This window comes from Vibrio sp. R-1 (genome assembly GCF_035615595.1).
In the GTDB taxonomy this organism is placed as follows: Bacteria; Pseudomonadota; Gammaproteobacteria; order Enterobacterales; family Vibrionaceae; genus Vibrio; species Vibrio cholerae.
The window spans coordinates 1-22865 of the sequence record NZ_WPDC01000019.1 but is presented as its reverse complement, the minus strand read 5'-3'; the positions used below and the strand labels follow the sequence as shown (position 1 = coordinate 22865).

The following is a 22865-nucleotide window of genomic DNA, read 5'->3' as shown; positions in this document are numbered from 1 at the left end:
AGCTCCATTCAATAGTTCCTGTTGCGCCAAATACTGTGCGTTGTGATTGTGATTATCGTTGTCTTTAACGTATAGATGGGGTTATGTTGCGAAGCAAGTGAGGAAAGCGAAATTTTATGTGACTAGAGGCAGAGTAAAAACTCTGCCTCTGTTCAAGTAGGTTGGGTATACCTTAGGTTAACGTTTAGACACAGCGCCCAGCTTCAGCCAAGTATCAATCACCGTGTCTGGGTTGAGAGAAACAGAGCTGATGCCTTGTTCCATGAGCCACTGTGCAAGGTCATCATGATCCGATGGTCCCTGACCACAAATACCCACGTATTTTCCAGCGCGCGTTGCCGCATCAATCGCCATTTTCAGCATGATTTTTACCGCAGGATTGCGTTCATCAAACAGATGAGCTACATCGCCAGAATCACGATCCAGTCCTAAAGTGAGCTGAGTCATATCGTTCGAACCGATGGAGAAACCATCAAAGAATTTCAAAAACTCATCGGCGAGAACCGCGTTCGAAGGCAGCTCGCACATCATGATTACTTTCAAACCTTGCTCACCACGGCGTAAACCAAATTTCGCGAGCAGATCGATCACCGCTTCGGCTTCACCTGTGGTGCGCACAAATGGGATCATCACTTCGACGTTTTTCAGCCCCATTTCATGGCGGACACGTTTGATGGCTTGCGTCTCCAGCTCAAAACAGTCTTCAAAAACGGGAGAGATGTAACGCGATGCGCCACGGAAACCAAGCATCGGGTTCTCTTCGTGAGGTTCAAATTCACTGCCGCCAACTAAGTTGCTGTACTCATTCGATTTAAAATCGGACATACGCACAATCACCCGTTTTGGCCAGAAGGCAGCCGCGATGGTGGCGATCCCTTCGGTCAGCTTGCTGACGTAGAAATCGATCGGGTCACGATAGCCGCGGATGCGATCTAGGATCTGCGTTTGCAATTCGGCACTTTGCGCATCGAAATTGAGCAGTGCTTTTGGGTGGATACCAATCATCTTATTGATGATGAACTCTAAGCGAGCCAGCCCCACGCCTTCGTTCGGGATCTGCGCGAAATCAAAGGCGCGATCGGGATTACCCACGTTCATCATCACTTTGGTGGGCAGCATCGGCAGCTCATCTACTGAAGAGCGGCGCACCGCGAAATCCAACTGACCGGCGTACACATAACCGGTTTCCCCTTCTGCGCAGGAAACGGTGACTTGCGCGCCATCGCTCAGGCGACGAGTCGCATCACCACAACCGACAATCGCAGGAATTCCCAATTCACGAGCGATGATCGCTGCGTGACAAGTCCGTCCGCCACGGTTAGTAACAATCGCGGCTGCTTTCTTCATCACTGGTTCCCAATCGGGGTCCGTCATATCGGTGACGAGCACATCGCCTTGCTGCACGAGCGACATTTGATCCAGAGAATCGACCAAACGCACGGTACCGCTGCCGATGCGCTGACCAATCGCGCGGCCTTCGAGTAGCACAGACGCCTTATGGCTCAGCTCATAACGCTCAATCACGTTCTGTTCGCTCTGTGAACAGACGGTTTCTGGGCGAGCTTGAACTATGTAGAGCTTACCGTCGATGCCATCTTTCGCCCACTCAATATCCATCGGACGTTGGTAGTGTTTTTCAATGATCAACGCTTGTTTAGCCAGCTCTTGGATTTCGGCATCAGTCAGTGAAAACTGGTTACGCTCGTGTGCGGAGGTATCGACGACTTCCACTTGCTTGCCAATCACTTGGCTGTTGGCGTAGATCATTTTGCTCAGCTTGGAGCCAAACGTTTTTTTGACAATCGCAGGATAGCCCGCTTCGAGCAGCGGCTTGTGCACGTAAAACTCATCTGGGTTAACTGCGCCTTGTACCACCATTTCACCTAAGCCCCAAGCCGCAGTGATAAACACTACTTTGTCGAAGCCAGATTCGGTATCGAGCGTAAACATCACGCCAGAGGAAGCTTTATCCGAACGTACCATGCGCTGAATGCCTGCTGAGAGTGCGATACCGCGATGGTCGAAACCTTGGTGAACACGATAAGAAATAGCGCGATCGTTAAACAACGAAGCGTACACATGCTTGGTTGCTTCCAGTACCGCATCAATGCCTTTGACGTTAAGAAACGTCTCTTGCTGACCCGCAAACGAGGCATCAGGCAAGTCCTCTGCAGTGGCGGATGAGCGCACCGCAACCGACAATTCGCTGTTGCCATCAATCAGTTGGTTGTAATTGGTACGGATCTCTTGTTCCAGCTCGGCTGGGAAGGGGGCTTGTAAAATCCATTGACGAATCGTGGCACCGGTTTTACGCAGCGCGTCGACATCGTCAACATCCAACTCGTCGAGCAATTGGTGAATACGTTCATCGAGTCCTTCAAAATCGAGGAATTGGTTGAAGGCATACGCGGTGGTGGCAAAGCCATTGGGCACGGAAACGCCAGCGTTGGCAAGGTTAGAAACCATTTCGCCGAGCGAGGCATTTTTCCCGCCGACTTTATCCACATCTTGCATGGATAGGCTATCAAACCAGAGGGTGTTCTTTTGCATGTCTTTCTCCAGAAACATTGCAGCTTGTAGGGTTGGCAATCGTTTGCTTCTCTTGGCAAAAAAATTCGCGAAGGAATTTTCAAAGCTGTGGGAGAGGCGCTGGAATGCCGGGTTTTGTTATGCGTATTATGGTGCTTATCCTAATCAAAAATTTTTGAAAGATTAAATAGAAGATGCAAATGGAATCGCAACGCCGTGATGTGTTCTATGTTTCTGACGGAACGGCCATCACTTGTGAAACGTTGGGGCACGTTGTACTGGGTCAGTTTGCTGTGCAACCCAATGAAAAAACCTTTCCGTTTGTGGAAAGTGACGAAAAATTGAGTGAACTGCTCAAGCAGATCCAACGTTCTTATCAATTGCACGGGGTAAAACCTTTGGTGTTTTTCTCCATGGTGATCCCCGAAATGCGTACCCGTTTGCTGCAAGCGCCCGCGCATTTTTACGATGTGTTGGAGAGCATAGTGCAGCGGGTGAGTCTGGATATTGAGATGGAGCCCGCGCCTAAGTTGCAACGCTCGCGCAGTGTTGGCAAGGACTCGGACACCTATTTTGACCGGATCGCTGCCATTGAATACACCTTGGCACATGATGATGGCGTTTCGCTTAAAGACCTCGATCGCGCAGACATCATTTTGCTTGGCGTATCGCGCAGCGGAAAAACGCCCACCAGTTTGTACATGGCGATGCAGTTTGGCCTGCGCGTGGTGAACTACCCCTTTATCGCCGAAGATATGCATGCGATGCGCCTGTTGCCTGAGTTTGAGTTTCATCGTCATAAACTGTTTGGTCTTACCATCAATGCGGAGCGTTTGACTGAAATTCGCGAAAACCGTTTGGCAGGCAGCGAATACGCCAGCAACCAGCAGTGTTTACAGGAATTAGCGACGGTTGAAGCGCTGTTTCGCCGTGAAGCCATTCCATACATCAATACGTCCTCCTTGTCGGTGGAGGAGATCTCTACCCGGATCCTTGAACGCACAGGCTTAAAGCGCCGTTTATTCTAATTTCTATTTTGATAAGGGCATTTTGAGAAGGGGCGCAAGCGCCCCTTCTCTTTTCCCAAATTGATCGGCTTGGAAAAGTATTTTTTATGCGTACTCGCTTGGCTGCTCTGTACTCTCTTGCGTTGCCAACCTTGGTCTCGCGACTTCATCCACCAGATACAAGATGGATTGATAAGGAATGCCGCTGTGGTGTGATAAGCCGATTTCACACGTGCGGCTATTACTAAACCCACGGCTGCAGTGCGCCGGCACTTGCTCTTTGAGCGAATGGACGGCAGCGGCATTGAGCTCTGGCGTAGTAAAGCCTTTGTCACCCGCCCAACCACAGCACTGAATGTGCTCAGGCACAATCACCTCACTGGCGCAGGCTTTGGCCAGTTTCAGCATATCGCCTTCTAAGCCAAGGCGGCGCGAGCTACAAGTGATATGCAGCATGATGGTTTCTTGCTTCGGCGCGAGTGTGAGGTGATCCAGTAAGTAACGACTTACCAACCCCGTTGGCTCCAGAATTTCCATCGGTTTGGTGAATTGCTCAATGCTGCGTTTGGCGCACGGGCTGGTGTCCATCAAGATCGGATAACGCCCTTCTTGGCTAGCTTGCCATAAAGCGTGTTCGAGCTGCTGGGCTTTGCTCTGCGCAATCTCAGTCATCCCTTTGCTGTCATAAGGCATACCACAGCACTGGCTGCTGAGCTCTGCAGGCAAAATAACCTCAAAACCAGCTTTATTGAGCAGGGAGAGGGTGACTTCCGTCAGTGGGCGTTGATCGGTCGCGCTTGCTTGTTGACCCATATTGCGGCTGGCACATGAGGGAAGGTAAACCACTTTTTTGTCACTGCGCGGCAGATTTTCGACAGCGAGTTCCAGCGAGTGAGTGTTTGCTTGCGGCATTTCCGGCATCCACAAAGGGGTTTTGCCTTTGCTGATCCGGCGCAGCCCATTAACCATGGAATCCACCGATTTTTCTCCAAGCACTTTGGTCGCCAGTTGGTTAGCTTTTAATCCTGTGCGAGCGAGCGTGGTGGTCGCGCTAAAGTGCTCTGCTGTCCAACGCGCAATCGGGGTGAATTTTTGGTATTTGGCGGTGCGCAGTTTTTTGACCAGATCGCCGGTATTGATGCCGACGGGGCAACGTTCGGCGCACAATCCAGTTGCGGCGCAGGTGTCTAACCCTTGGTATTCAAACACTTGCTCTAGCTCGCTAGAAGCCACGTTTTCACCCGCTGTACGGCGGCGTTGCAATTCGCGATACAACACAATGCGTTGGCGTGGTGATAACGTGAGGGTGCGTGATGGGCAGACGGGCTCACAGAAACCACATTCGATACAGCGATCCACCAAGTTATCGGCCGCAGGCATGGGTTTGAGGTTACTGATGTGCGAATGCTTATCTTCGTTGATGATAACGCCGGGGTTGAGTAGGCGTTTTGGGTCAAAGAGTGCTTTGATTTTCTGCATCAAGGCGTAGCCTTCTTTACCCCATTCCAGCTCAACGTAAGGGGCCATGTTGCGCCCTGTACCGTGTTCCGCTTTCAGTGAACCTTGGTATTTTACGGCGACCAGTTCGGCCACATCGTCCATAAACGCGCCGTAACGTTCGATTTCACTTTTTTTATCAAAGCCTTGAGTGAACACAAAGTGCAGGTTGCCTTCAAGGGCGTGACCAAAGATGATCGCTTCGCTGTAGTGGTATTTGTCAAACAGAGCTTGCAGATCGCGCACGCCCGCTGCGAGGTTTTCTACCGGAAAGGCCACATCTTCAATGATGACCGTAGTGCCCACTTCGCGTACAGCCCCCACCGCAGGGAACATGCCTTTACGAATACCCCATAAGGTCGCCACGGTTTTGCTCTCGGAAGTAAACGGAACCGATTCAATAATGTGGTAGCTTTGCAGCGCGCTCATCACTTGCTCACACTGAGCGTGTAAGGTTTGCGCGTCACTGGCGTGGGATTCAACCAGCAGCGCCGCGGCTTCTAAATCGAGCTTGGCGATAAATTCGGGCATGCCTTTTTTGTCGGCCACCGAACGCAGCGCGCGTCCATCCATCATTTCTACCGCTGCCACTGGCGTTTTGGAAAGCGTGGTCACGGCTTGGCTGGCTTGTTCAATATCGGCAAACACCAGTAGCGCAGAGGCTTTGTGTGCGTGTTCAATCACGGTGTGATAGGTGATGTCGGCGATAAAGCCGAGTGTGCCTTCTGAGCCAATCATCAAATGGGTCAGCACTTCGATTGGGTCAGAGAAATCAACCAAGGCGTTCAGCGCATAACCTGTGGTGTTTTTTAGGCGGTATTTGTGGCGAATGCGTTCGGTGAGTTCAGAATTGGCAAGGGTCTCTTGGCACAGCGCGTGAATGCCTTCCACCAAGTCGGCTCGCTCTTGTTTAAAACGAGCCACGCTCTCTGGATCGCGTGTATCGAGCACATAACCATCGGCAAACACAATTTGCATGCCATCAACAGTGCGATACGAGTTTTGCGCCGTACCGCAGCACATGCCGCTGGCGTTATTGGCGGCAATGCCACCGATTTTACAGGTGTTGATGGAGGCGGGATCGGGGCCGATTTTGCGCTGAAACGGGGCAAGGTACTTGTTGGCATCGGCGCCAATCACCCCCGGTTGCAGGCGAATTTTCAAGCCTTGGTTTTGCACTTCATGCCCGCGCCAATCGTCGGTTAAGGTGATCAGTACCGAGTCGGAAACCGCTTGACCCGATAAGCTGGTGCCTGCCGCGCGAAAGGTAAAATGGATACCCAGTTGGCCACAACTCTGAATAGCAAAAATCACTTCATCGAGTGATTTGAGGCGTAACACGATTTTTGGGATCAACCGATAAAAGCTGGCATCGGTACCATAGGCGAGCCGTTTCGCTTCTTGAGTAATAATGCGCTGCGGATCAATTCGGCTCGCTAAAATCTGTTCGAGCTGCTGATAGAGACGATCGGCGATCGGTGGGGTCATATTGTGCTTCCTCGTGTGTTCCCTCAATTCACTTTTTACTTGAAGTTGCAGGGGTGGGCTGCAACTCCAAGTCGTTTAAGGTTAGGGGATATTTTTATTATCTTTTGACTAATGAATCGCGTGACAGTTCGGCAATGCTCTTTGCGCCAGTCAGCGTCATGGCAACCCGCATCTCTTTTTCATACAGGTCGAGCAGATTTTCTACCCCAGCGCGCCCTTGAGCTGCCAGAGCGTAAATAAACGAGCGGCCGAGCATGGTGCAATCTGCGCCGAGTGCCAACATGCGTACCACGTCTAGACCGGTGCGGATACCCGAATCGACCAGAATCTTCAGGTCGCCTTTCACCGCATCGGCAATCGCGGGCAGCGCTTGCACGGTAGAAAGCACGCCATCTAACTGACGGCCCCCGTGGTTAGACACCACAATGCCGTCTGCGCCGAAACGCACCGCGTCTCTCGCATCTTCCGTATCCAAAATGCCTTTGATGATCATTGGGCCGTCCCAGAAATCACGGATCCACTCTAAGTCTTTCCATGAAATGGAAGGGTCAAAGTTCGCGCCCAGCCAGCCGATGTAGTCTTCCAATTTGGTCGGTGAGCCACGATATTTGGAGATGTTGCCCAAATCATGCGGCTTACCAAGCAAACCCACATCCCAAGCCCAGCTCGGGTGTGCCATGGCTTGCAATACACGGCGCATCGCAGCGTTAGGGCCGCTCATGCCAGAATGCATATCGCGGTAACGCGCGCCCGGTACTGGCATATCGACGGTGAACACGAGATTTTTTACGCCAGCGGCTTTGGCACGCTCCAATACGTTTTTCATAAAGCCGCGATCTTTTAAAACGTAAAGCTGGAACCAGATTGGACGATGAATCGAAGGAGCCACTTCTTCAATGGGACAGACCGAAACCGTGGAAAGAGTAAAAGGAATACCTTTCGCTTCTGCGGCTTGCGCGGCTTGCACTTCGCCACGGCGGGCGTACATACCGGTTAAACCCACAGGAGAAAGGGCGATCGGCAGCGCCATTTTTTCGCCAAACAGCTCGGTTTCTAAACTCAGCTCCGACATATCATTCAGCACGCGCTGGCGCAGGGCAATGTCGGCCAGATCATCGCTGTTGCGTCTGAGCGTGTGTTCTCCATACGAGCCGCCATCGATGTAGTGGAACAAAAAGGGCGGGAGTTTGGCTTTGGCTGCCGCGCGGTAATCGGTCGAAGCGGAAATGATCATAATGCAATCCTATTCTGGGCCTATTCTGTGAATGTTTCTTTTTTGCTCAAGCCCATACACGAGGTGCAAGGTGAGTTTGAGCAATGAGAGCGAGACGCTCGCTCTCGGTACTGATTAAAGTTTTAGCGGTTCATTAAAGCATCGGTCATGTTGAAGCCGTAAATCACGGTCATGCCGATGATGCCGGTCAAAACAAGATAGTAGAGGGTTGGCAAAACGGTTTTGCGCAGTGTCGCACCTTCACGACCCAGCAGGCCAACCGTCGCGGATGCTGCGACCACGTTGTGGATAGCAATCATGTTACCGGCGGCTGCACCAACGGCTTGCAGGGCGATGATCACTACGCTCGAGATGGTCAGCGTTTGTGCCACTTCAAATTGGAATTGGCTGAACATCATGTTGGACACTGTGTTAGAACCGGCAATGAAAGCGCCCAGTGCACCAACGGTTGCACTCAGCATTGGGAAAGCGTCACCCACTAAACCTGCTGCAAAGTTGGCGGTCGTCACGGGCATACTGGCTAAATCTGCGCCGTTAACTCCAGAGTTAATGAAAATCCGCACCATTGGAATGGTAAACACCAGTACAAAGCCCGCACCAATCAAGGTTTTGGTGGATTCACCAAACGCTTTGCCCATCGGTGCTAAGCTGCGAGCTTGAGTGAGAACCGCAATCAAGGCCACAAACACCAGAATGCCACCAGGTAGATAAAGCGGCTCAATGGCAGTGCTGATGCCGGTTTCACCTAAAATATTGCTAAAGGAAACCTTGATACCCAGTAGCAACGCTTTGAAATCCGCACTCACACGGCTAGCGACGAGAATCACCGCGAGCAGCACATAAGGTGCCCATGCGAGAGCAAGACTCATCGGCTTGGCTTTGACGTCATCCAGATCCATTTTCAGCGAGCCTAACCATTCCGCAGGCCATTCGTTTTCAGGACGAAAATCCCATTGGGTTTTGGGTACCAAGAAGCCTTTTTTCGCTGCCGTTACCACAATCGCAAGGCCAACGAGACCGCCCATGAGTGAAGGAAACTCAGGGCCGAGGAACACGCCGGTCAGCGCGTAAGGAACAGTAAAGGCAAGGCCTGAAAAAATCGCGAAAGGTAGAATGTCCAAACCTTCCGTCCAGCTACGATTCTTACCGAAGAAACGGGTCAACATCATCGCCATCAAAATGGGCATCAGTGTGCCGACTGAGGCGTGGATCAGCGCCACACTGGTGGTGATTTGCTGCAGATACACATCCCAGTTTGAACCGTTGGCAATCAGCGCTTCCGTGATGTTGTGGGTGTCCAGACCTTTGTTGACGCCAACAATGATTGGCGTACCAACGGCGCCAAATGAAACCGGAGTCGATTGGATCATCATGCCCATTAACACGGCAGCAAGGGCAGGGAAACCAATCGCAACCAGCAGTGGGGCGGCAATCGCCGCAGGCGTTCCGAAGCCAGAAGCCCCTTCAATAAAGGAGCCAAAACACCAAGCGATGATGATGGCCTGCACGCGGCGATCCGGTGAAATGTTGGTAAAGCCGTTACGAATCGTGGTAATCGCACCTGTGTATTTGAGCGTGTTGAGCAGGAAAATCGCACCAAACACAATCCACAACACAGAGACCGTGATGCCCAAACCTTGCAATACGGAGGCGATCACGCGGTTAGCCGACATATCCCAAAATATCAGGGCAATCGCAACGGTAAGGGCGAAAGCCACAGGCATGGCTTTCTTGGCTGGCCAGTTGAGGCCGACCAGTAAAATAGCGGCCACCACTATGGGTGAAAAGGCCACCAGCGCGAGCAGTGTTTCATTCATGGAGTACTTCCTCGTCCTTGAACTCTCCATCAATCGGGATGAGCTAACGCGCACAGAATGTAGGGTACGGCTAACCAGTAAGAGTTCGGTTGTTGATTTTTTATAGTTGTGATGGGGTTGTTAATTTGTCGTGAATTTACTGCTTTATTTTTTGTGGATATAGGGAAATAATGAAATTCATTATTTCCAAAAATAACAAAATCAGATGCGTGCCGATGACTTAATTTTGTTTTATCAAGTGATTGAATTGGGGAGTTTCAGTAAGGTTGCAGAGCAAAATGGCCTTACAAATTCGGTGGTTAGCAAAAGATTGGCGCGATTGGAAGAAGAACTTGGCGTGCAGCTATTGTATCGAACAACGCGTAAATTGACCTTGACTGAGGCAGGCAAGGCATTGTTGCACGGTGCTAAAAATGTGAAGCAAGCCACTCAAGAAGCGCTGGATGCGGTGGTGGGATTTGGCGAAAACGTCAGCGGTCACATCAAAATGTCGGTGCCGACCATCTCGGGTGACTTGATTTTGGCTGATGCGGTCGCTGAGTTTTGTAACCTGCATCCGGGGCTGACGGTGGATATGTCGCTGGATAATCGCTTCGTAGATCTTGTTGAAGGCGGCTATGACTTGGTGATCCGCACCGGTTATTTGGAAGATTCGAGCTTAATTGCCCGGCATATTTTGGACTCGCAGTGGGTAGTGTGCGCGTCTCCTGCTTACATTGCCCGCAATGGTAAGCCGCTCAAGCCAGAAGATTTAGCCAAACACAACTGCTTGCAATACGCCTATCAAACCACGGGGGCGACCGATTGGGAATTTAAAGGGGCAAAAGGCAACTACATAGTCAAAGTATCCGGCACCTTTTCGACCGATAATGCCACCGCACTGCGTAAAGCCGCGCTTGGAGGGCATGGCATTGCTTATGTACCGCGCTGTTTGGTGTATCACGATTTTCGTAATGGTGAATTGGTGGATGTGTTTCCGGAACAGGTCGGTAAAAAGCTTGGTATCTACGCAGTTTATCCATTCACTCGCCAACCCCCCAACAAAGTGCGTTTGTTGATTGAGCACATACGTGCCCGTTATTTAGCGATATCACATTATTTTTAAAAGATAAAAGACTCACTCATCAAGGCCATTTCCTATGAGGATAATCACTTCTTGGGCATTTGTTGCAAAAAAGGCGTGGTGACAAATTGCGCATATTTTCAATCCTAAGTCTATTCTTTTGAATAATGTGTGAACGAATGAAGGATGCCTCAAATGCGTCATGGACTAAGCAAATGGCTTTGGATTCCGCTTTTATCATTATCGGCGGCTTTTTCTGTTAAGGCTGATACCCTGATACTGACCTCGCTAGATTGGCCGCCCTACTCAGGTGAAGGGTTGGCTGAAAAAGGCGCGTCGATTGCGGTGGTTAAAGCGGCCGTTGAAGCGATGGGCCATGAGTTGGTGGTTGAGTTCTATCCTTGGTCACGTGCAGTTCATTTGGCTAAAGGTGATGCCAAGTATTCCGGTTATTTCCCAGAGTACTTTTTTGAAGACAACAGCTTATTGTTCTCCGATTCTATCGGCAAAGGCCCATTAGGTTTTGCGGAAAATGTGGCCAATCCTATTCAATGGTCCGTGCTTGAGGATCTCAAGCCGCACACCATTGGTGTCGTTCGTGACTACATCAATACCCCTGAACTTGATTCAATGATCGCCCAAGGGAAATTACTCTCTTCTGCGGTCAACAGCGATGTTCAAAACTTACAGAAAGTGGCCAAAGGCCGCGTGCCTCTCGCGGTCATTGATAGCAACGTATTTAACTACCTTAAGAATAATGATCCCAGCTTGGCGGCAGATAAAGACCAGCTACAGATGAATAAGCAGTTATTGGTTGAAAAAGATCTGCACATCGCATTTCGCAACGACGCACAGGGTCAGAAATGGCAAGCCATCGTTAATGAAGGTTTGAAAAAGATCGACATCGAAAAAATTATGAATAGCTACCTGTCAAAGTAGCAGAATCACAATGTCAGATTGGGAAAAATAACTTGGGAGAATAGGAACCTACCATGCCACTTTACTTGCCTGTGAAGTGCGTGCTGGTGAAGAGGGTTTCTCTTGAGCCTTCTGGTTTAATGGAGGTCACATGTTTAGAAGTATTAAAGTCGCCTCAATTGTGCAGATTGTGTTTGCGGTGTGTGCGGTTTTGCTGGCATTAACGGTATTTGAGTACAAAAAAGCGCTCAATACTTTTACTAACGATCTTAATTTGACGGTCAGTAACACCTTAACGCGGTTGCAAGTCAATTTGCCTAAACCGCTATGGGATTTTGACTTAGTGACAGTGAAGTCGGCGATCAGCGCGGAGTTGAAAACGCCGGAAATCTCGTCGATCAAAATTACCGATACTACGGGTAAGGCCATTTTGTATCTGACCCTAGATCAGGCAACAGACGATAAAGGATTACGCAAAACGATCGCAGTAGAAAACGAAGGCGCATTGGCCGAGTTAGCTTCTGTGAGCGGAGAGTTAGAGTTTGTTGAATATGGTAAGAAGAACCCGCTCGGCTCGATTGAAATTCGCTATTCCGATGAGTTTATGCATCAGCAATTGGCTGAGTATGTGTCTTTTAATCTGCTCAAAGTATTGATTTTAGCGATTCTTATCCCTTGTATGCTGTTTATTATCCTGAACTTTTCAGTGTTGAAACCACTGAATGAGTTGGGTGATAAAACCCGTACTCTATCCAGTGGGGATGCAGATCTCACCCATCAGTTACCCGTTCCTAAATACAAAGAATTTCAAGCTGTGACTCAAGGCATTAATCAGTTCACGACCACGCTGCGCACCATAGTCGTGGAGGTGAATGATGCTTCTTCTGAACTGCGCTTACAAGCCCAGCAAAGCCGAGAAAAGGCGGAAGAAAACGTTGCACAAATTGACCAGCAAAAACATCAGTTGGAAACCATCGCTGCAGCCGCCACAGAACTGAACCACTCGGTCGCAACCGTCGCACAAACTGTGAATGAAACGGCTGAACAAGCTCTGAATGCGACAAGGTTAACCGATAATGTTGTCCATGAAATTGGTTCAGCGACGTCCGATATCTCCAACATGTGTAATGAAATGGTACGAGTCAATCAAGAGATGAGCAAACTGCTGATTGAAGGGGAGAAAATCACCACAGTACTGAATGTGATTAATGATATTTCAGAGCAGACGAACTTACTGGCGTTAAACGCGGCGATTGAGGCAGCACGTGCTGGTGAACAGGGGCGCGGATTTGCGGTGGTTGCCGACGAAGTGCGAAATCTAGCCGTGAAGACCAGCCAATCCACAGAGCAAATTAAAGCCAATATCACCAATTTGAACCGTGCAACTAATACGGTGGAAGAAGAGTTAACGCGGATGACCGGACTACTGGAAAAAACAGCAGAGAAGGTTAGCCATTCGCAGTCATCGATTCGAAATGTGAAATCGTCAGTGGAAATGATTTCTGAACGAAGCGATCAAATCCATCAATCAGCCGCAGAGCAGAGAACCGCAATTGAAGAGATTAGCCTTGCAATTGTTGAAGCCTCAGAGGCGGCCAACAGTGTTTATGACCGCGCTGCTCAAAACGCGGAAGGAACAAAACGAGTCAGCGCAATCAGCGCATTAATTGCCGAACACATGGCGAAGTTTAGAACTTAGGTCAATAACGGGAGTGTTTATGATGAAATCCATTGCTACTTTAATCAGTGTTGTATTGTGTAGTTTTTCCGCTTGGGCTCAAACCATTACTGCAGCGCAAGATCCATGGCCACCTTTTGTGATGGAAAATGCGCAGCAAAAAGGGCTTTCGGTGGATATTGTGACCGCCGCGTTTGCTACTCAAGGCTATACGGTGGAGTTTACTATCATGCCTTGGTCGCGGGCGCTGAATGATGTTAAAGAAGGGAAAATCGATATTCTACCCGCGACATGGTTTACCCAAGAGAGAACTGCCTATCTCACTTACTCCGATAACTATCTGACTAACCAAGTGAAGTTTATTAAGAAAGCCGGAGATAACTTTGAATTTGCTGGACTGGCCAGTTTAAACGGTAAGAAAGTTGGGATTGTTCGTGGTTATGGGTATGGCGATGAGTTTATGAATGATCCCTCGTTTTTCCGTCCAGAATCTACTGACCTCAAACAAAATTTACAGAAACTGCAAGCTGGACGGATTGATCTTGCTGTCGAAGATGAGCTGGTGGCCAAATCGATCATTACCGAAGCTGGTATGAATTTGGCGGATTTTGCCTTCACCAACCAAGCGATTTCGGAAAACCCACTGCATGTAACTTCCGGTAAAGCCAATCCACGCTCAGAAGAGCTGGTGGCTGCGTTTAATAAAGGGTTAGCGGAAATTAAAGCCAATGGCACATTTGATAAACTGTTAGCCGATTACGGCATCAAATAGCGCCTTATCTCTGTTTAACTGCAGCAACAAAGAATAAAAAACTCGCTCAACTTGAGCGAGTTTTTGTTGTCGGCGGCCAAACCGAAAAGGCAGCTATGCCATGGTGAAATCAGTATAATCTTCATTCACTAATAAGTGTAGACGTCATTCGTGAAGTTAATATGAATCATGCTGCATTTTCTTCCAGAATGTCGAAAGAGGCAGCGATCAGTTTCTTGGTGTATTCATGTTGTGGATTATGGAAGATGGATTCCGCACTGCCTTGCTCCATCACTTGCCCTTTTTGCATCACCAGCACGCGATCCGATAACGCTTTTACCACGGCAAGATCGTGGCTGATGAACAGATAGCCGATGTTGCGTCGTTTTTGAATCTCTTTTAGCAGTTCAATGACCGTCAGTTGTACGGAGCGATCCAGCGCTGAAGTGGGCTCATCCAATAAAATAAAGGAAGGTTCCAGAATTAGCGCCCGAGCAATCGCAATCCGCTGACGTTGACCGCCGGAGAACTCATGTGGGTAACGATTAATCGAATTCGGATCTAATCGCACTTCTTCGAGCGCTCGTCTCGCCCGTTGCATACGTTCCAACTTACTGATGTGAGGTTGGTGAACCAAAAGCCCTTCAGTGATGATTTCGCCAACGGTCATACGTGGAGAAAGCGAGCCATAAGGGTCTTGAAACACCATCTGAATGTCTTTCTTCAGGGCTAAGCGCTGTTTCTCGCTCAAAGCGCGAAAGTCTTGCCCTTTGAAGGCAATCTGACCCGTGGAAGGCAGTAAACCAATCAAAGCTCGCCCTAATGTGGATTTTCCGCTGCCAGATTCGCCTACGATACCGAGGGTTTCACCTTGCTTGAGTTCAAGAGAAATCCCTTTCACTGCTTCAAAGTATTGGTTATGTCTGCTGATAAAGTGCGGTTTGACCAAAAACTTCACGCGGATGTCCTCGGCTTTCAGCAAAGGGGGCGCATCCAGCGCTACTGGGTCTTTACTGCCTTTGGGTATCGAGTTAATCAGCATGCGTGTGTAATCATGCTCAGGTTGCTGGAAAAGCTGTTCAGTAGAGCCTTGCTCTACCACATCCCCTTTACACATTACCAGCACGCGGTCGGCAACAAATTTCACCACACCTAAATCGTGGGTGATAAACAAAATCGCCATGCCCATATTGGCTTGGATCTCTTTGATGAGTCGGAGCACTTCGGCTTGAACTGTGACATCGAGCGCCGTGGTCGGTTCATCTGCGATCAAAATATCCGGCTCATTGATCAGTGCCATCGCAATCATAATGCGCTGTAACTGACCGCCGGAAAACTCATGCGGGAATTTTTGGTAAGCGCCTTTTGGGTCGGGCAGATGAACGAGCTGAAACAGCTCCAAGACTCGCTGTTTCGCTTGATTCTGGCTGACATTACGGTGACAACGAATGGCTTCAGCAACTTGAACGCCAACACGCATATAGGGATTGAGCGAGGTCATCGGCTCTTGGAAGATCATGCCAATCCGATCCCCACGGATGCGGCGCATCTGCGTGTCCGTTTTATTGAGCAGCTCTTCACCTTCAAACATGATGCTCGATTCTGGATGGATCCACGCGTTTTTAGGCAGCAGTTGCATCAAGGCGTTGGTCGAAACCGATTTACCACTGCCGGACTCACCGACAATCGCAAGGGTTTCTCCGGGGCGAATGTCAAAGCTGACGTTTTTCACCGCATCGACAACACCATCATTGGTGGTAAAGCTCACGCTTAAATTACGAACTTGCAAAAGTGGATTGGGTGACATTGTATTTCCTTATTCAATTCATCACGATTCAATTCATCACGGGAGATGCGGTGGGTAAAGCCATGCTGCTTCTTAACTGGTTAAAGTAGAAGTGTGCTTTCTCCACTTGTTGATATTCCAACTGCCATTCGGCACTGCGCTGCGCGTAGCAAAAGGCATTGATATGGCGCAGCAGATATTCGCTCACTTGGCATAGGGTGGTATTAAGGCGGCGCATCAAGTCAATTTCTTCAATCGATAGAAATTGCAACAGAGCATAGGCTTGATTGAGGGCATCAAACGCGCGTTGATACTGGCCGATGTTGTTGAAAATTTCAGACTGCGCAATAGCGGCATCACGCAGACCAGTGATCAAACATGCCATCTGGCATGGTTTCGTCTGCTCATCATGTGCGGCACTGTGAATATGTTGCGGCATGTAGTGTAGAACATCTTCTAACAAGTAATGGGCTTGTGACCAGTGTCCTTGCTTGAGTAACTGTTCAGCCTGCAAAAAACTGTTCCAACACTGCTGTAATTCCATGGTCCATTCTCCCCGCCAAGAAAGGGATATTTAAATGCAATTTATTCTCAAATGCAAATAATTACCGTTTTGTGTTTGGTGGATTTTGGCTATTATTTGTCCGCTTGGTCTTGAATTAGGAATAAGTCACTAAAAAGACAATGATTTATCTCTACACTTGAGCTACATATGAAGTAAAGAGTCCCGAAGGAAGGAGTGGAGCCATGGCGATTCAGCATCTGAGTTTTGAGCAGCTCTACCAAGTCGCAAAACTGGAAAAGCTAGAGTGTAAGTCAACCAAAGAACTTGCACCGATCGATGAGATCGTTGGACAAGAGCGAGCGCAGAAGGCGGTCGAGTTTGCGATGTCAATCAAAGAGAAGGGATACAACATCTACGCGATTGGCCGCAATGGGCTAGGCAAGCGTACCATGATTTTGCGTTATCTCAGCCGCCATCAACACGATGTCAATAAACTGTATGACTGGTGTTATGTGGCGAATTTTGAGGATGTGCGCGTACCTAAAGTGCTGAAATTACCCTGCGGGATAGGCATTCAGTTTCGTCAAGATATTGAAAAACTGATGACCAAACTGGTCACGGCTATCCCATTGGCATTCGATAATGAAATCTACTTCAGCCGTGCTGAAAAGTTAAAAAACCAGCTTGCACAAAAGCAAGAAAGTGAACTGGAAAGCATCACTCGCACCGCAAAAGAGCGGGGAGTGAGTTTAACCTTGACTCCTCAAGGGGAGTATCAATTTGTCGCTCTAAACGGTGAGGAGATGCACACGGAAGAGACGTTTGATGCGCTCTCTAAACGTGAGCAAGAGCAGTTCAGTAATACGATTGATGAGTTGGAAGTCAGTTTGCGCAATATGGTGCGCCAGTTGACCGAATGGGAAGAGTCATACAGCGAGAAAATCAAAAAACTGAATGATGAAGTCACTTTAGATGTGATTGCCCACTTTATTAAAAAACTGAAGCTTGATTACAGTAAGTACCCAGAAATCAAGGCGTATTTGACCGAGCTGCAAAAAGATATTGTGGAAAATGTCGAGATTTTTCTTGATGAAGGCGGTGACCAAGGTGAGCTTGCGAATGCGTCTTTGGATAAGAAAATGCCACGCCGTTATAAAGTGAACGTGCTGGTTAGTCGCAATGCTGAAGAGTTTCCCATCGTGGTTGAGGAGAGCCCAAACTACCACTCTCTATTTGGCTACATTGAAACTGCGACCTACAAAGGCACGGTGTTTACCGATTTCTCTCTGATCCGTCCCGGCAGTTTGCACAAAGCCAATGGTGGTGTGCTGCTCATGGATGCGGTAAAAGTACTCGAACAGCCTTATGTGTGGGATGGATTGAAGCGTGCGCTGCGTTCGCGTCAGCTCAGTTTCACTTCATTGGAAAAAGAAGTCACACTCACTGGCACAGTTTCGCTCGATCCCGAGCCAATCCCACTCGATGTGAAAATTATCCTGTTTGGTGACTATCGTACCTATGAATTGCTGGCACATTATGATCCCGAATTCAGTGAACTGTTTCGCGTGACAGCAGACTTTGCTGATGAAATGCCGCGTGATGCCGATTCAGAGCTGCACTATGCGCGCTTTATTTCCAGTATTGTGCATGATGCCAATATGCTGCATTGCGACCGTAAAGCCATCGCGCGCATTATCGAGCATAGTTCGCGCACCACGGGCGATCAAACCAAACTGTCGTTACACTCGGCCCACATTGCCAATTTGCTGCGTGAATCCAACTATGTGGCGAAACAGGCCAATGCGAATTTGATCCGTCAAAGCCATGTTGAGGAGGCATTGCGTAACCAAGAACTGCGCGTGAACCGCCTACAACAGAGCATGATGGAAACCTTCGTCAATGGCACCACGCTTATCCAAACCGAAGGGGTGGCCATAGGCCAAGTGAATGCGTTGTCGGTGTTGGCAACCAGCGATCACGCGTTTGGTATGCCAAATCGAATCACGGCCACAACGTCATACGGTGAGGGAGAGATCATTGATATTGAACGCAATGTCGATCTTGGTGGCAGTATTCACTCCAAAGGGGTGATGATTTTGTCGGCGTACCTCAGTTCGGTGTTTGGGCGCACCGCACGTATTCCGTTGACCACTACCATAACCTTTGAGCAGTCCTATGGTGGGGTGGATGGCGACAGTGCGAGCATGGCGGAATTCTGTGCGATTGTTTCTGCGTTTTCGAAACAACCGAATCGACAAGATATCGCGATTACCGGATCCATGAACCAGTTTGGCGAATCGCAGCCGATTGGCGGCTTAAATGAGAAGATCGAAGGCTTCTTTGATGTGTGTACCATCAAAGGACGCAAAGATACCCAAGGGGTGATCATTCCACGCTCTAATATGCATAACCTAATGCTGCGCGCTGATGTTGTGAAAGCGGTGGAAAAAGGTGAATTCCATATCTGGGCGATTGATCATGTGACCGAAGCGATCGAGATTTTCACTGGCAAACCGGCTGGCGTCGCAACTGATGATGGCAGCTACCCGGTGGACACCGTATTTGGTCTTGCTCAAGCCAAACTCAACGCATTACGTAAATAAGCCTCTTCTCTCTTTACCCATAGTATGAACACAACAATAAGTTGTGTTCATACTTTTTCATATAAGAATACAAATTGTCATTTATGCAGCGTTTGTCATTATTTTGGCTCATGTTTTGTATTTTTGACGTTTAATTATTCATAAATACCTGAAAAATAACCCTATTTAATGTAGACAAATTTGTGATTAAGATCTAATATTTTGGCGATTTTTTGTGCTGGGAATACTCCCATTTGCATGGATGCGTGCATTGCGTTTAAAGAGGTTAAGCATGCCATTTTCGCTGAAAAACTTGTCCATTCGGCTACAAGTCCTACTCCCTGTTTTATTTACTATGATTGCTTTGGTGATCGCTCTGTGGATCACTAAGGTCAACTTAACTCATGAGCAACAAGCGATTGCGGATAACACTCATGCGTTGGTGCGTTATAAAGACACCATCGCACAAATCGACGATACGATTTATCCGCTGCGAATTAGCGCTGTGTATGCGATTTATGATGCTGAACGTCGTAATAACTTCATCGCTGAACTACGAGAGGGCTTGACGGAAGTGCAATCTGCTCTGAGTTCAATAGAGCAAGATGCACAATTTAGCCGTGATGTTCCTGTGGTGAAACAGTCTATTGAAATCTACGTGGCTGAATCACAGAAGATGGTTGCGCTGTTTAATCGCTTAGACCAAGGCTTAGCCACGCGAGAAGAAGCGAACGTTTTCATCCAGAGTTTCCGCGAGACGGGGAATCGTATGATCAGTGCGATCAATGATTTGTCTCAGAAAGTGAACCACTACGCGACTACGTCTATGGAGCAGAGTGCGCAAAGCAATGCGGTTGTGATGCGCAATGCGATGATCACCGTGCTCTCGGTATTGATGCTCTCGGTACTGGCGGCTTGGCTGCTATCGGGGCAAATCGTTGCTCCTATCAATAGCTTGCAATCGGTGATGCGTAAGTTGGCGCAAGGTGATCTCTCTGTAAAAGCCGATGCTGACGGTGAAAATGAAATTGCCAAGTTGAGCCAAGATGTGAATACCACCGTCACACAGCTGTACACCACTGTTGAGCAACTGACCCGTATTAGTGAAGAGGTGGCATCGGCTTCGACAGAGCTTGCTGCGGTGATGACTCAAGCGGAATCCAATGCGCAGATGGAACTGATGGAAATTGAGCAAGTGGCTTCCGCGGTGAATGAACTCGCGAGCACGGCAGATAACGTCAGCGATAATGCTTCTTCTGCGGATGCAACAGCGCGTGAAGCCGATGAGCTGGCAAAATCAGGCCTTGCGATTTTCAAAGAGAGCAGCCAAGCCAGTGAACAGATGGCGCTGGCTCTGAATGATGCTGCGCGTGTGGTCCTGCGTTTGAAAGAGCAATCTGAGCAGATCAGCAACGTGATTGAAGTGATCCGTGGTGTGTCGGATCAAACCAACCTGCTGGCATTGAATGCGGCGATTGAAGCGGCTCGTGCAGGTGAATCTGGGCGTGGTTTTGCTGTGGTTGCCGATGAAGTTCGTATGCTGGCTGCGCGCACGCAAGCCTCTACGAAAGAGATCCAAGCGATTATTGAAGAGTTACAGACTCAATCAACAATGGCGAACGACAGCATGCAAACAAGCTTGGATATGTTGACTCAAAATAAAGCGCTGACGGCCAAAGCCAATGACGCCTTAATCGGCATTACAGAATCGGTCTCGGATATTAATGATTCGAATGCCCAAGTTGCCACCGCGGCGGAGCAGCAATCTCACGTGACGCAGGACATCAATCGTAACGTATCGAACATGTCGACTCTCGTACATCAGAACGTGACGGGTATCAGTCAGAGTGCTAGCGCCAGTAATGAGCTTTCGCACCTTGCGGAGAAGCAAAAAGCGCAGCTCTCTTTCTTCAAGCTGTAAAGAAAAACGAAAATTTAGCGATCCACATACAATCAAGTGTTAAACGCTGAATAAACGATGAAAAAGCCGTAGGATAATACTGTTCCTGCGGCTTTTTTCTTTTTCTTCAGAATTGATAACTGTCTGTTTAGGAAGAGGTTAATTGAGTCATTGTGATATTTTTTTCTGTTCTTATTGCTTTGTAAAATTCCGCTATCTTTGCCCATTTTTTCTCTTTATATTGAAGGAATAATAAACAAAGTGTGATGTCCATCGCCCAACAATGTCAGTACTTAAGGGAAGGGAAAATATGGGGAAAAGTAAGGAAAAAGGCATAGAAAGTAGTGAGAGTTTATTTCAGTGGGAAAGGGTGGGTCGATTCAATTTTCCTGTCTGGACAGTACTTATTGGCACTTTATTTGCGCGCACCAGCTTTTTTATGGCTTGGCCATTTTTAGTCGTGTTTCTGTATCAAGATTATCACGCGACAGCGACGGAAGTGGGTGCCATGTTGGCAACATCAGCACTGGTCGGCTCGTTAACGGGGCTCTATTCAGGGTATCTTTCTGATAAGTTTGGCCGCAAATGGGTGATGGTCAGCGGTACCCTGATCGCGACGTTTGCTTACACTGGCATCGGGCTTTCAAATCAAATCTGGCAATTTTTCATCATGATCGTTTTAACTGGATTAATGCGCCCTATGATTGAAGCGCCCGGCAAAGCGGTGATTGGGGATAACTTACCCGATGAAAAAGATCGTGAATTGGCGCTCAATGTCCGTTATTTCCTACTTAACCTTGGGGGAGCCATTGGCCCATTAATAGGAATTACCCTTGCGCTTGCTCATCCGCAAGTGCTGTTTATCGTCACGGGCATAGCGTATTTGCTGTTTGGTTTATGGTTGCTCGCCACTTTGGAGCGTAAAGGACGTTTCCAACAACCTGATCGTTCACTTCTCCCCAATTTTTCTGCCACTTTACGAGTGATCAGTAAAGACAATGTGTTCGTTAAAATGATGCTGGCTAACTTCCTGATGATGTTTGTTTATGGTCAGGTTGAGTCCTCATTGCCGCAAGTGATTGTTCGCTCTGGGATTGCGGATGCGGCTCAGTTGGTGGCCGGGTTAGTATTGGTCAATACCATGACCATTATTTTATTCCAGTTTCCGACATTGAAACTGTTGGAAAGCGTGCCGTTGTTTACACGTACGCGCTTGGGAATGGCTTTGATGGGGCTTGCGCAAGTCGGTTTTATGTTCACCCCTGAAGCTTTTCCATTAGGTTGGTATTTGGCTTGTTTTGTCTTGAGTATGGGGGAGGTGATCGCATTTCCGACGCTAAATGTGCAGATTGACCGTTTAGCCCCCGCTCATTTACGAGGCTCTTATTTTGGTGCAGCAGCGCTTTATTCGTTAGGTTTTGCGATTGCTCCACTGGCTGGAGGTATGATGATCGAATATGTCAACGCACAGTGGTTATACGGGCTCTGTTTTGTTTTGTGCTTAGCCATGATGGGTTTGTACTACTTGGCGCAGCGAGAGCAAGAAATGGGGGAGAAAGAGAGATTATCTCGCGCAACGGAGTGTTAAACGGGAGGCTATTTCTCGTTGAAGTGTTCGGATAACGCCGAGCGTCTAAGCTGCGCGGCGTTATTTCCCTGATCACTGACAGTATGTTCAAACCCTTGGCGAATAAAACGCTGCACAGGGTTGATCGGTTGAGTTCGTTTCAATTGTGGCGAGTTAAAGGTACCTGAGAGCTCGTAAACGAAGATGCCATTGCCAGTACGAATGGTGATGGCAGCTCCGTCAAATTCAAAGTTGGTACTGATCAAGCGATCATTGCGATAGACACCTTGTTCATTAAAACGCAGCACTTCGGTTTGGTAATTCGGTGCACCGATTTCAATCCAAGAACCAAAAACGTGTTTAGGATTCACGTAGTCTTGATAACTCACGTAGAGCAGCATAGCAAATGCCACCCCGAGAATAGAGAGTGATGACCAGAATACAGATTTAAAGACCAGCTCTTTTGACATTTTCTCACTTGGTTTATGACAAACAACGGTTTATGGCAAACAAAGAATCACCCAACGCTCAGTGTCGAACTTT

The 22865-nt window shown here is 48.5% G+C and carries 16 protein-coding genes; 9 read left to right on the top strand and 7 right to left on the bottom strand.

Annotated features, from left to right (window positions below):
• Positions 1-177 precede the first annotated feature (177 nt).
• Entirely contained in the window at positions 178-2550 is a 2373-nt protein-coding gene (gene ppsA, locus GOU96_RS06440; protein ID WP_258503015.1) for a phosphoenolpyruvate synthase, read from the bottom strand.
• Positions 2551-2723: 173 nt separating this feature from the next.
• On the opposite strand from ppsA, the gene ppsR reads away from it, so the two are divergent.
• A complete protein-coding gene (gene ppsR / locus GOU96_RS06435) occupies positions 2724-3557 on the top strand; it encodes a posphoenolpyruvate synthetase regulatory kinase/phosphorylase PpsR (protein ID WP_001177872.1) in 834 nt (277 codons plus the stop codon).
• Positions 3558-3641: 84 nt separating this feature from the next.
• On the opposite strand, the gene GOU96_RS06430 is transcribed toward ppsR, so the two are convergent.
• From GOU96_RS06430 to GOU96_RS06420, 3 genes are all read right to left on the bottom strand, one after another.
• Positions 3642-6521, bottom strand: a complete 2880-nt coding sequence (locus GOU96_RS06430) for an FAD-binding and (Fe-S)-binding domain-containing protein (RefSeq protein ID WP_095473492.1) — start codon at positions 6519-6521, stop codon at positions 3642-3644.
• A 97-nt stretch (positions 6522-6618) separates the two neighbouring features.
• Entirely contained in the window at positions 6619-7755 is a 1137-nt protein-coding gene (gene lldD / locus GOU96_RS06425) for an FMN-dependent L-lactate dehydrogenase LldD (protein ID WP_042989613.1), read from the bottom strand.
• 122 nt (positions 7756-7877) lie between these two features.
• Complete coding sequence (locus GOU96_RS06420) at positions 7878-9572, bottom strand: L-lactate permease (protein WP_001006166.1); 1695 nt, start codon at positions 9570-9572, stop codon at positions 7878-7880.
• On the opposite strand from GOU96_RS06420, the gene GOU96_RS06415 reads away from it, so the two are divergent.
• The 5 genes from GOU96_RS06415 (at position 9532) to GOU96_RS06395 (ending at position 14003) form a co-directional block, all read left to right on the top strand.
• On the top strand, positions 9532-9678 hold the full coding sequence (locus GOU96_RS06415) for a hypothetical protein (protein ID WP_001897441.1): 147 nt from the start codon (positions 9532-9534) through the stop codon (positions 9676-9678). The genes GOU96_RS06420 and GOU96_RS06415 overlap by 41 nt on opposite strands.
• Before the next feature lie 99 nt (positions 9679-9777).
• On the top strand, positions 9778-10677 hold the full coding sequence (locus GOU96_RS06410; RefSeq protein WP_032474332.1) for a LysR family transcriptional regulator: 900 nt from the start codon (positions 9778-9780) through the stop codon (positions 10675-10677).
• A gap of 153 nt (positions 10678-10830) precedes the next feature.
• Complete coding sequence (locus GOU96_RS06405; RefSeq protein ID WP_267781042.1) at positions 10831-11574, top strand: substrate-binding periplasmic protein; 744 nt, start codon at positions 10831-10833, stop codon at positions 11572-11574.
• Positions 11575-11704: 130 nt separating this feature from the next.
• Positions 11705-13252: a methyl-accepting chemotaxis protein gene (locus GOU96_RS06400; RefSeq protein WP_324701949.1), complete on the top strand. Its 1548-nt coding sequence runs from the start codon at positions 11705-11707 to the stop codon at positions 13250-13252.
• Between the two features lie 19 nt (positions 13253-13271).
• Positions 13272-14003, top strand: a complete 732-nt coding sequence (locus GOU96_RS06395) for a transporter substrate-binding domain-containing protein (protein ID WP_000978021.1) — start codon at positions 13272-13274, stop codon at positions 14001-14003.
• Between the two features lie 166 nt (positions 14004-14169).
• Here the strand turns inward: GOU96_RS06395 and GOU96_RS06390 are convergent, their stop codons facing one another.
• Together GOU96_RS06390 and GOU96_RS06385 are read right to left on the bottom strand one after the other, a co-directional pair.
• Entirely contained in the window at positions 14170-15789 is a 1620-nt protein-coding gene (locus GOU96_RS06390; protein WP_267781040.1) for an ABC transporter ATP-binding protein, read from the bottom strand.
• A 28-nt stretch (positions 15790-15817) separates the two neighbouring features.
• Complete coding sequence (locus GOU96_RS06385) at positions 15818-16312, bottom strand: hypothetical protein (RefSeq protein WP_000422923.1); 495 nt, start codon at positions 16310-16312, stop codon at positions 15818-15820.
• Between the two features lie 203 nt (positions 16313-16515).
• Here GOU96_RS06385 and GOU96_RS06380 point away from each other — a divergent pair, with 203 nt between their 5' ends.
• From GOU96_RS06380 to GOU96_RS06370, 3 genes are all read left to right on the top strand, one after another.
• The gene (locus GOU96_RS06380) at positions 16516-18876 is read left to right on the top strand and encodes a Lon protease family protein (protein ID WP_001007391.1); all 2361 of its coding nucleotides are present in this window, start codon (positions 16516-16518) and stop codon (positions 18874-18876) included.
• 271 nt (positions 18877-19147) lie between these two features.
• The gene (locus tag GOU96_RS06375) at positions 19148-20776 is read left to right on the top strand and encodes a methyl-accepting chemotaxis protein (protein ID WP_001116764.1); all 1629 of its coding nucleotides are present in this window, start codon (positions 19148-19150) and stop codon (positions 20774-20776) included.
• A gap of 289 nt (positions 20777-21065) precedes the next feature.
• Positions 21066-22343, top strand: coding sequence for an MDR family MFS transporter (locus GOU96_RS06370; RefSeq protein WP_000520334.1), 1278 nt, complete (start codon positions 21066-21068; stop codon positions 22341-22343).
• 8 nt (positions 22344-22351) lie between these two features.
• Here GOU96_RS06370 and GOU96_RS06365 read toward each other — a convergent pair whose 3' ends face one another.
• On the bottom strand, positions 22352-22792 hold the full coding sequence (locus GOU96_RS06365; RefSeq protein ID WP_000032253.1) for a DUF2850 domain-containing protein: 441 nt from the start codon (positions 22790-22792) through the stop codon (positions 22352-22354).
• Positions 22793-22865: the final 73 nt, after the last annotated feature.

Excerpts from the sequence above, each read along its gene's own strand:
- ppsA (WP_258503015.1), bottom strand. The coding sequence starts at position 2,550 with ATGCAAAAGAACACCCTCTGGTTTGATAGCCTATCCATGCAAGATGTG.
- ppsR (WP_001177872.1), top strand. The coding sequence starts at position 2,724 with ATGCAAATGGAATCGCAACGCCGTGATGTGTTCTATGTTTCTGACGGA.
- GOU96_RS06430 (WP_095473492.1), bottom strand. The coding sequence starts at position 6,521 with ATGACCCCACCGATCGCCGATCGTCTCTATCAGCAGCTCGAACAGATT.
- lldD (WP_042989613.1), bottom strand. The coding sequence starts at position 7,755 with ATGATCATTTCCGCTTCGACCGATTACCGCGCGGCAGCCAAAGCCAAA.
- GOU96_RS06415 (WP_001897441.1), top strand. The coding sequence starts at position 9,532 with ATGGGTGAAAAGGCCACCAGCGCGAGCAGTGTTTCATTCATGGAGTAC.
- GOU96_RS06420 (WP_001006166.1), bottom strand. The coding sequence starts at position 9,572 with ATGAATGAAACACTGCTCGCGCTGGTGGCCTTTTCACCCATAGTGGTG.
- GOU96_RS06410 (WP_032474332.1), top strand. The coding sequence starts at position 9,778 with ATGCGTGCCGATGACTTAATTTTGTTTTATCAAGTGATTGAATTGGGG.
- GOU96_RS06405 (WP_267781042.1), top strand. The coding sequence starts at position 10,831 with ATGCGTCATGGACTAAGCAAATGGCTTTGGATTCCGCTTTTATCATTA.
- GOU96_RS06400 (WP_324701949.1), top strand. The coding sequence starts at position 11,705 with ATGTTTAGAAGTATTAAAGTCGCCTCAATTGTGCAGATTGTGTTTGCG.
- GOU96_RS06395 (WP_000978021.1), top strand. The coding sequence starts at position 13,272 with ATGATGAAATCCATTGCTACTTTAATCAGTGTTGTATTGTGTAGTTTT.
- GOU96_RS06390 (WP_267781040.1), bottom strand. The coding sequence starts at position 15,789 with ATGTCACCCAATCCACTTTTGCAAGTTCGTAATTTAAGCGTGAGCTTT.
- GOU96_RS06385 (WP_000422923.1), bottom strand. The coding sequence starts at position 16,312 with ATGGAATTACAGCAGTGTTGGAACAGTTTTTTGCAGGCTGAACAGTTA.
- GOU96_RS06380 (WP_001007391.1), top strand. The coding sequence starts at position 16,516 with ATGGCGATTCAGCATCTGAGTTTTGAGCAGCTCTACCAAGTCGCAAAA.
- GOU96_RS06375 (WP_001116764.1), top strand. The coding sequence starts at position 19,148 with ATGCCATTTTCGCTGAAAAACTTGTCCATTCGGCTACAAGTCCTACTC.
- GOU96_RS06370 (WP_000520334.1), top strand. The coding sequence starts at position 21,066 with ATGGGGAAAAGTAAGGAAAAAGGCATAGAAAGTAGTGAGAGTTTATTT.
- GOU96_RS06365 (WP_000032253.1), bottom strand. The coding sequence starts at position 22,792 with ATGTCAAAAGAGCTGGTCTTTAAATCTGTATTCTGGTCATCACTCTCT.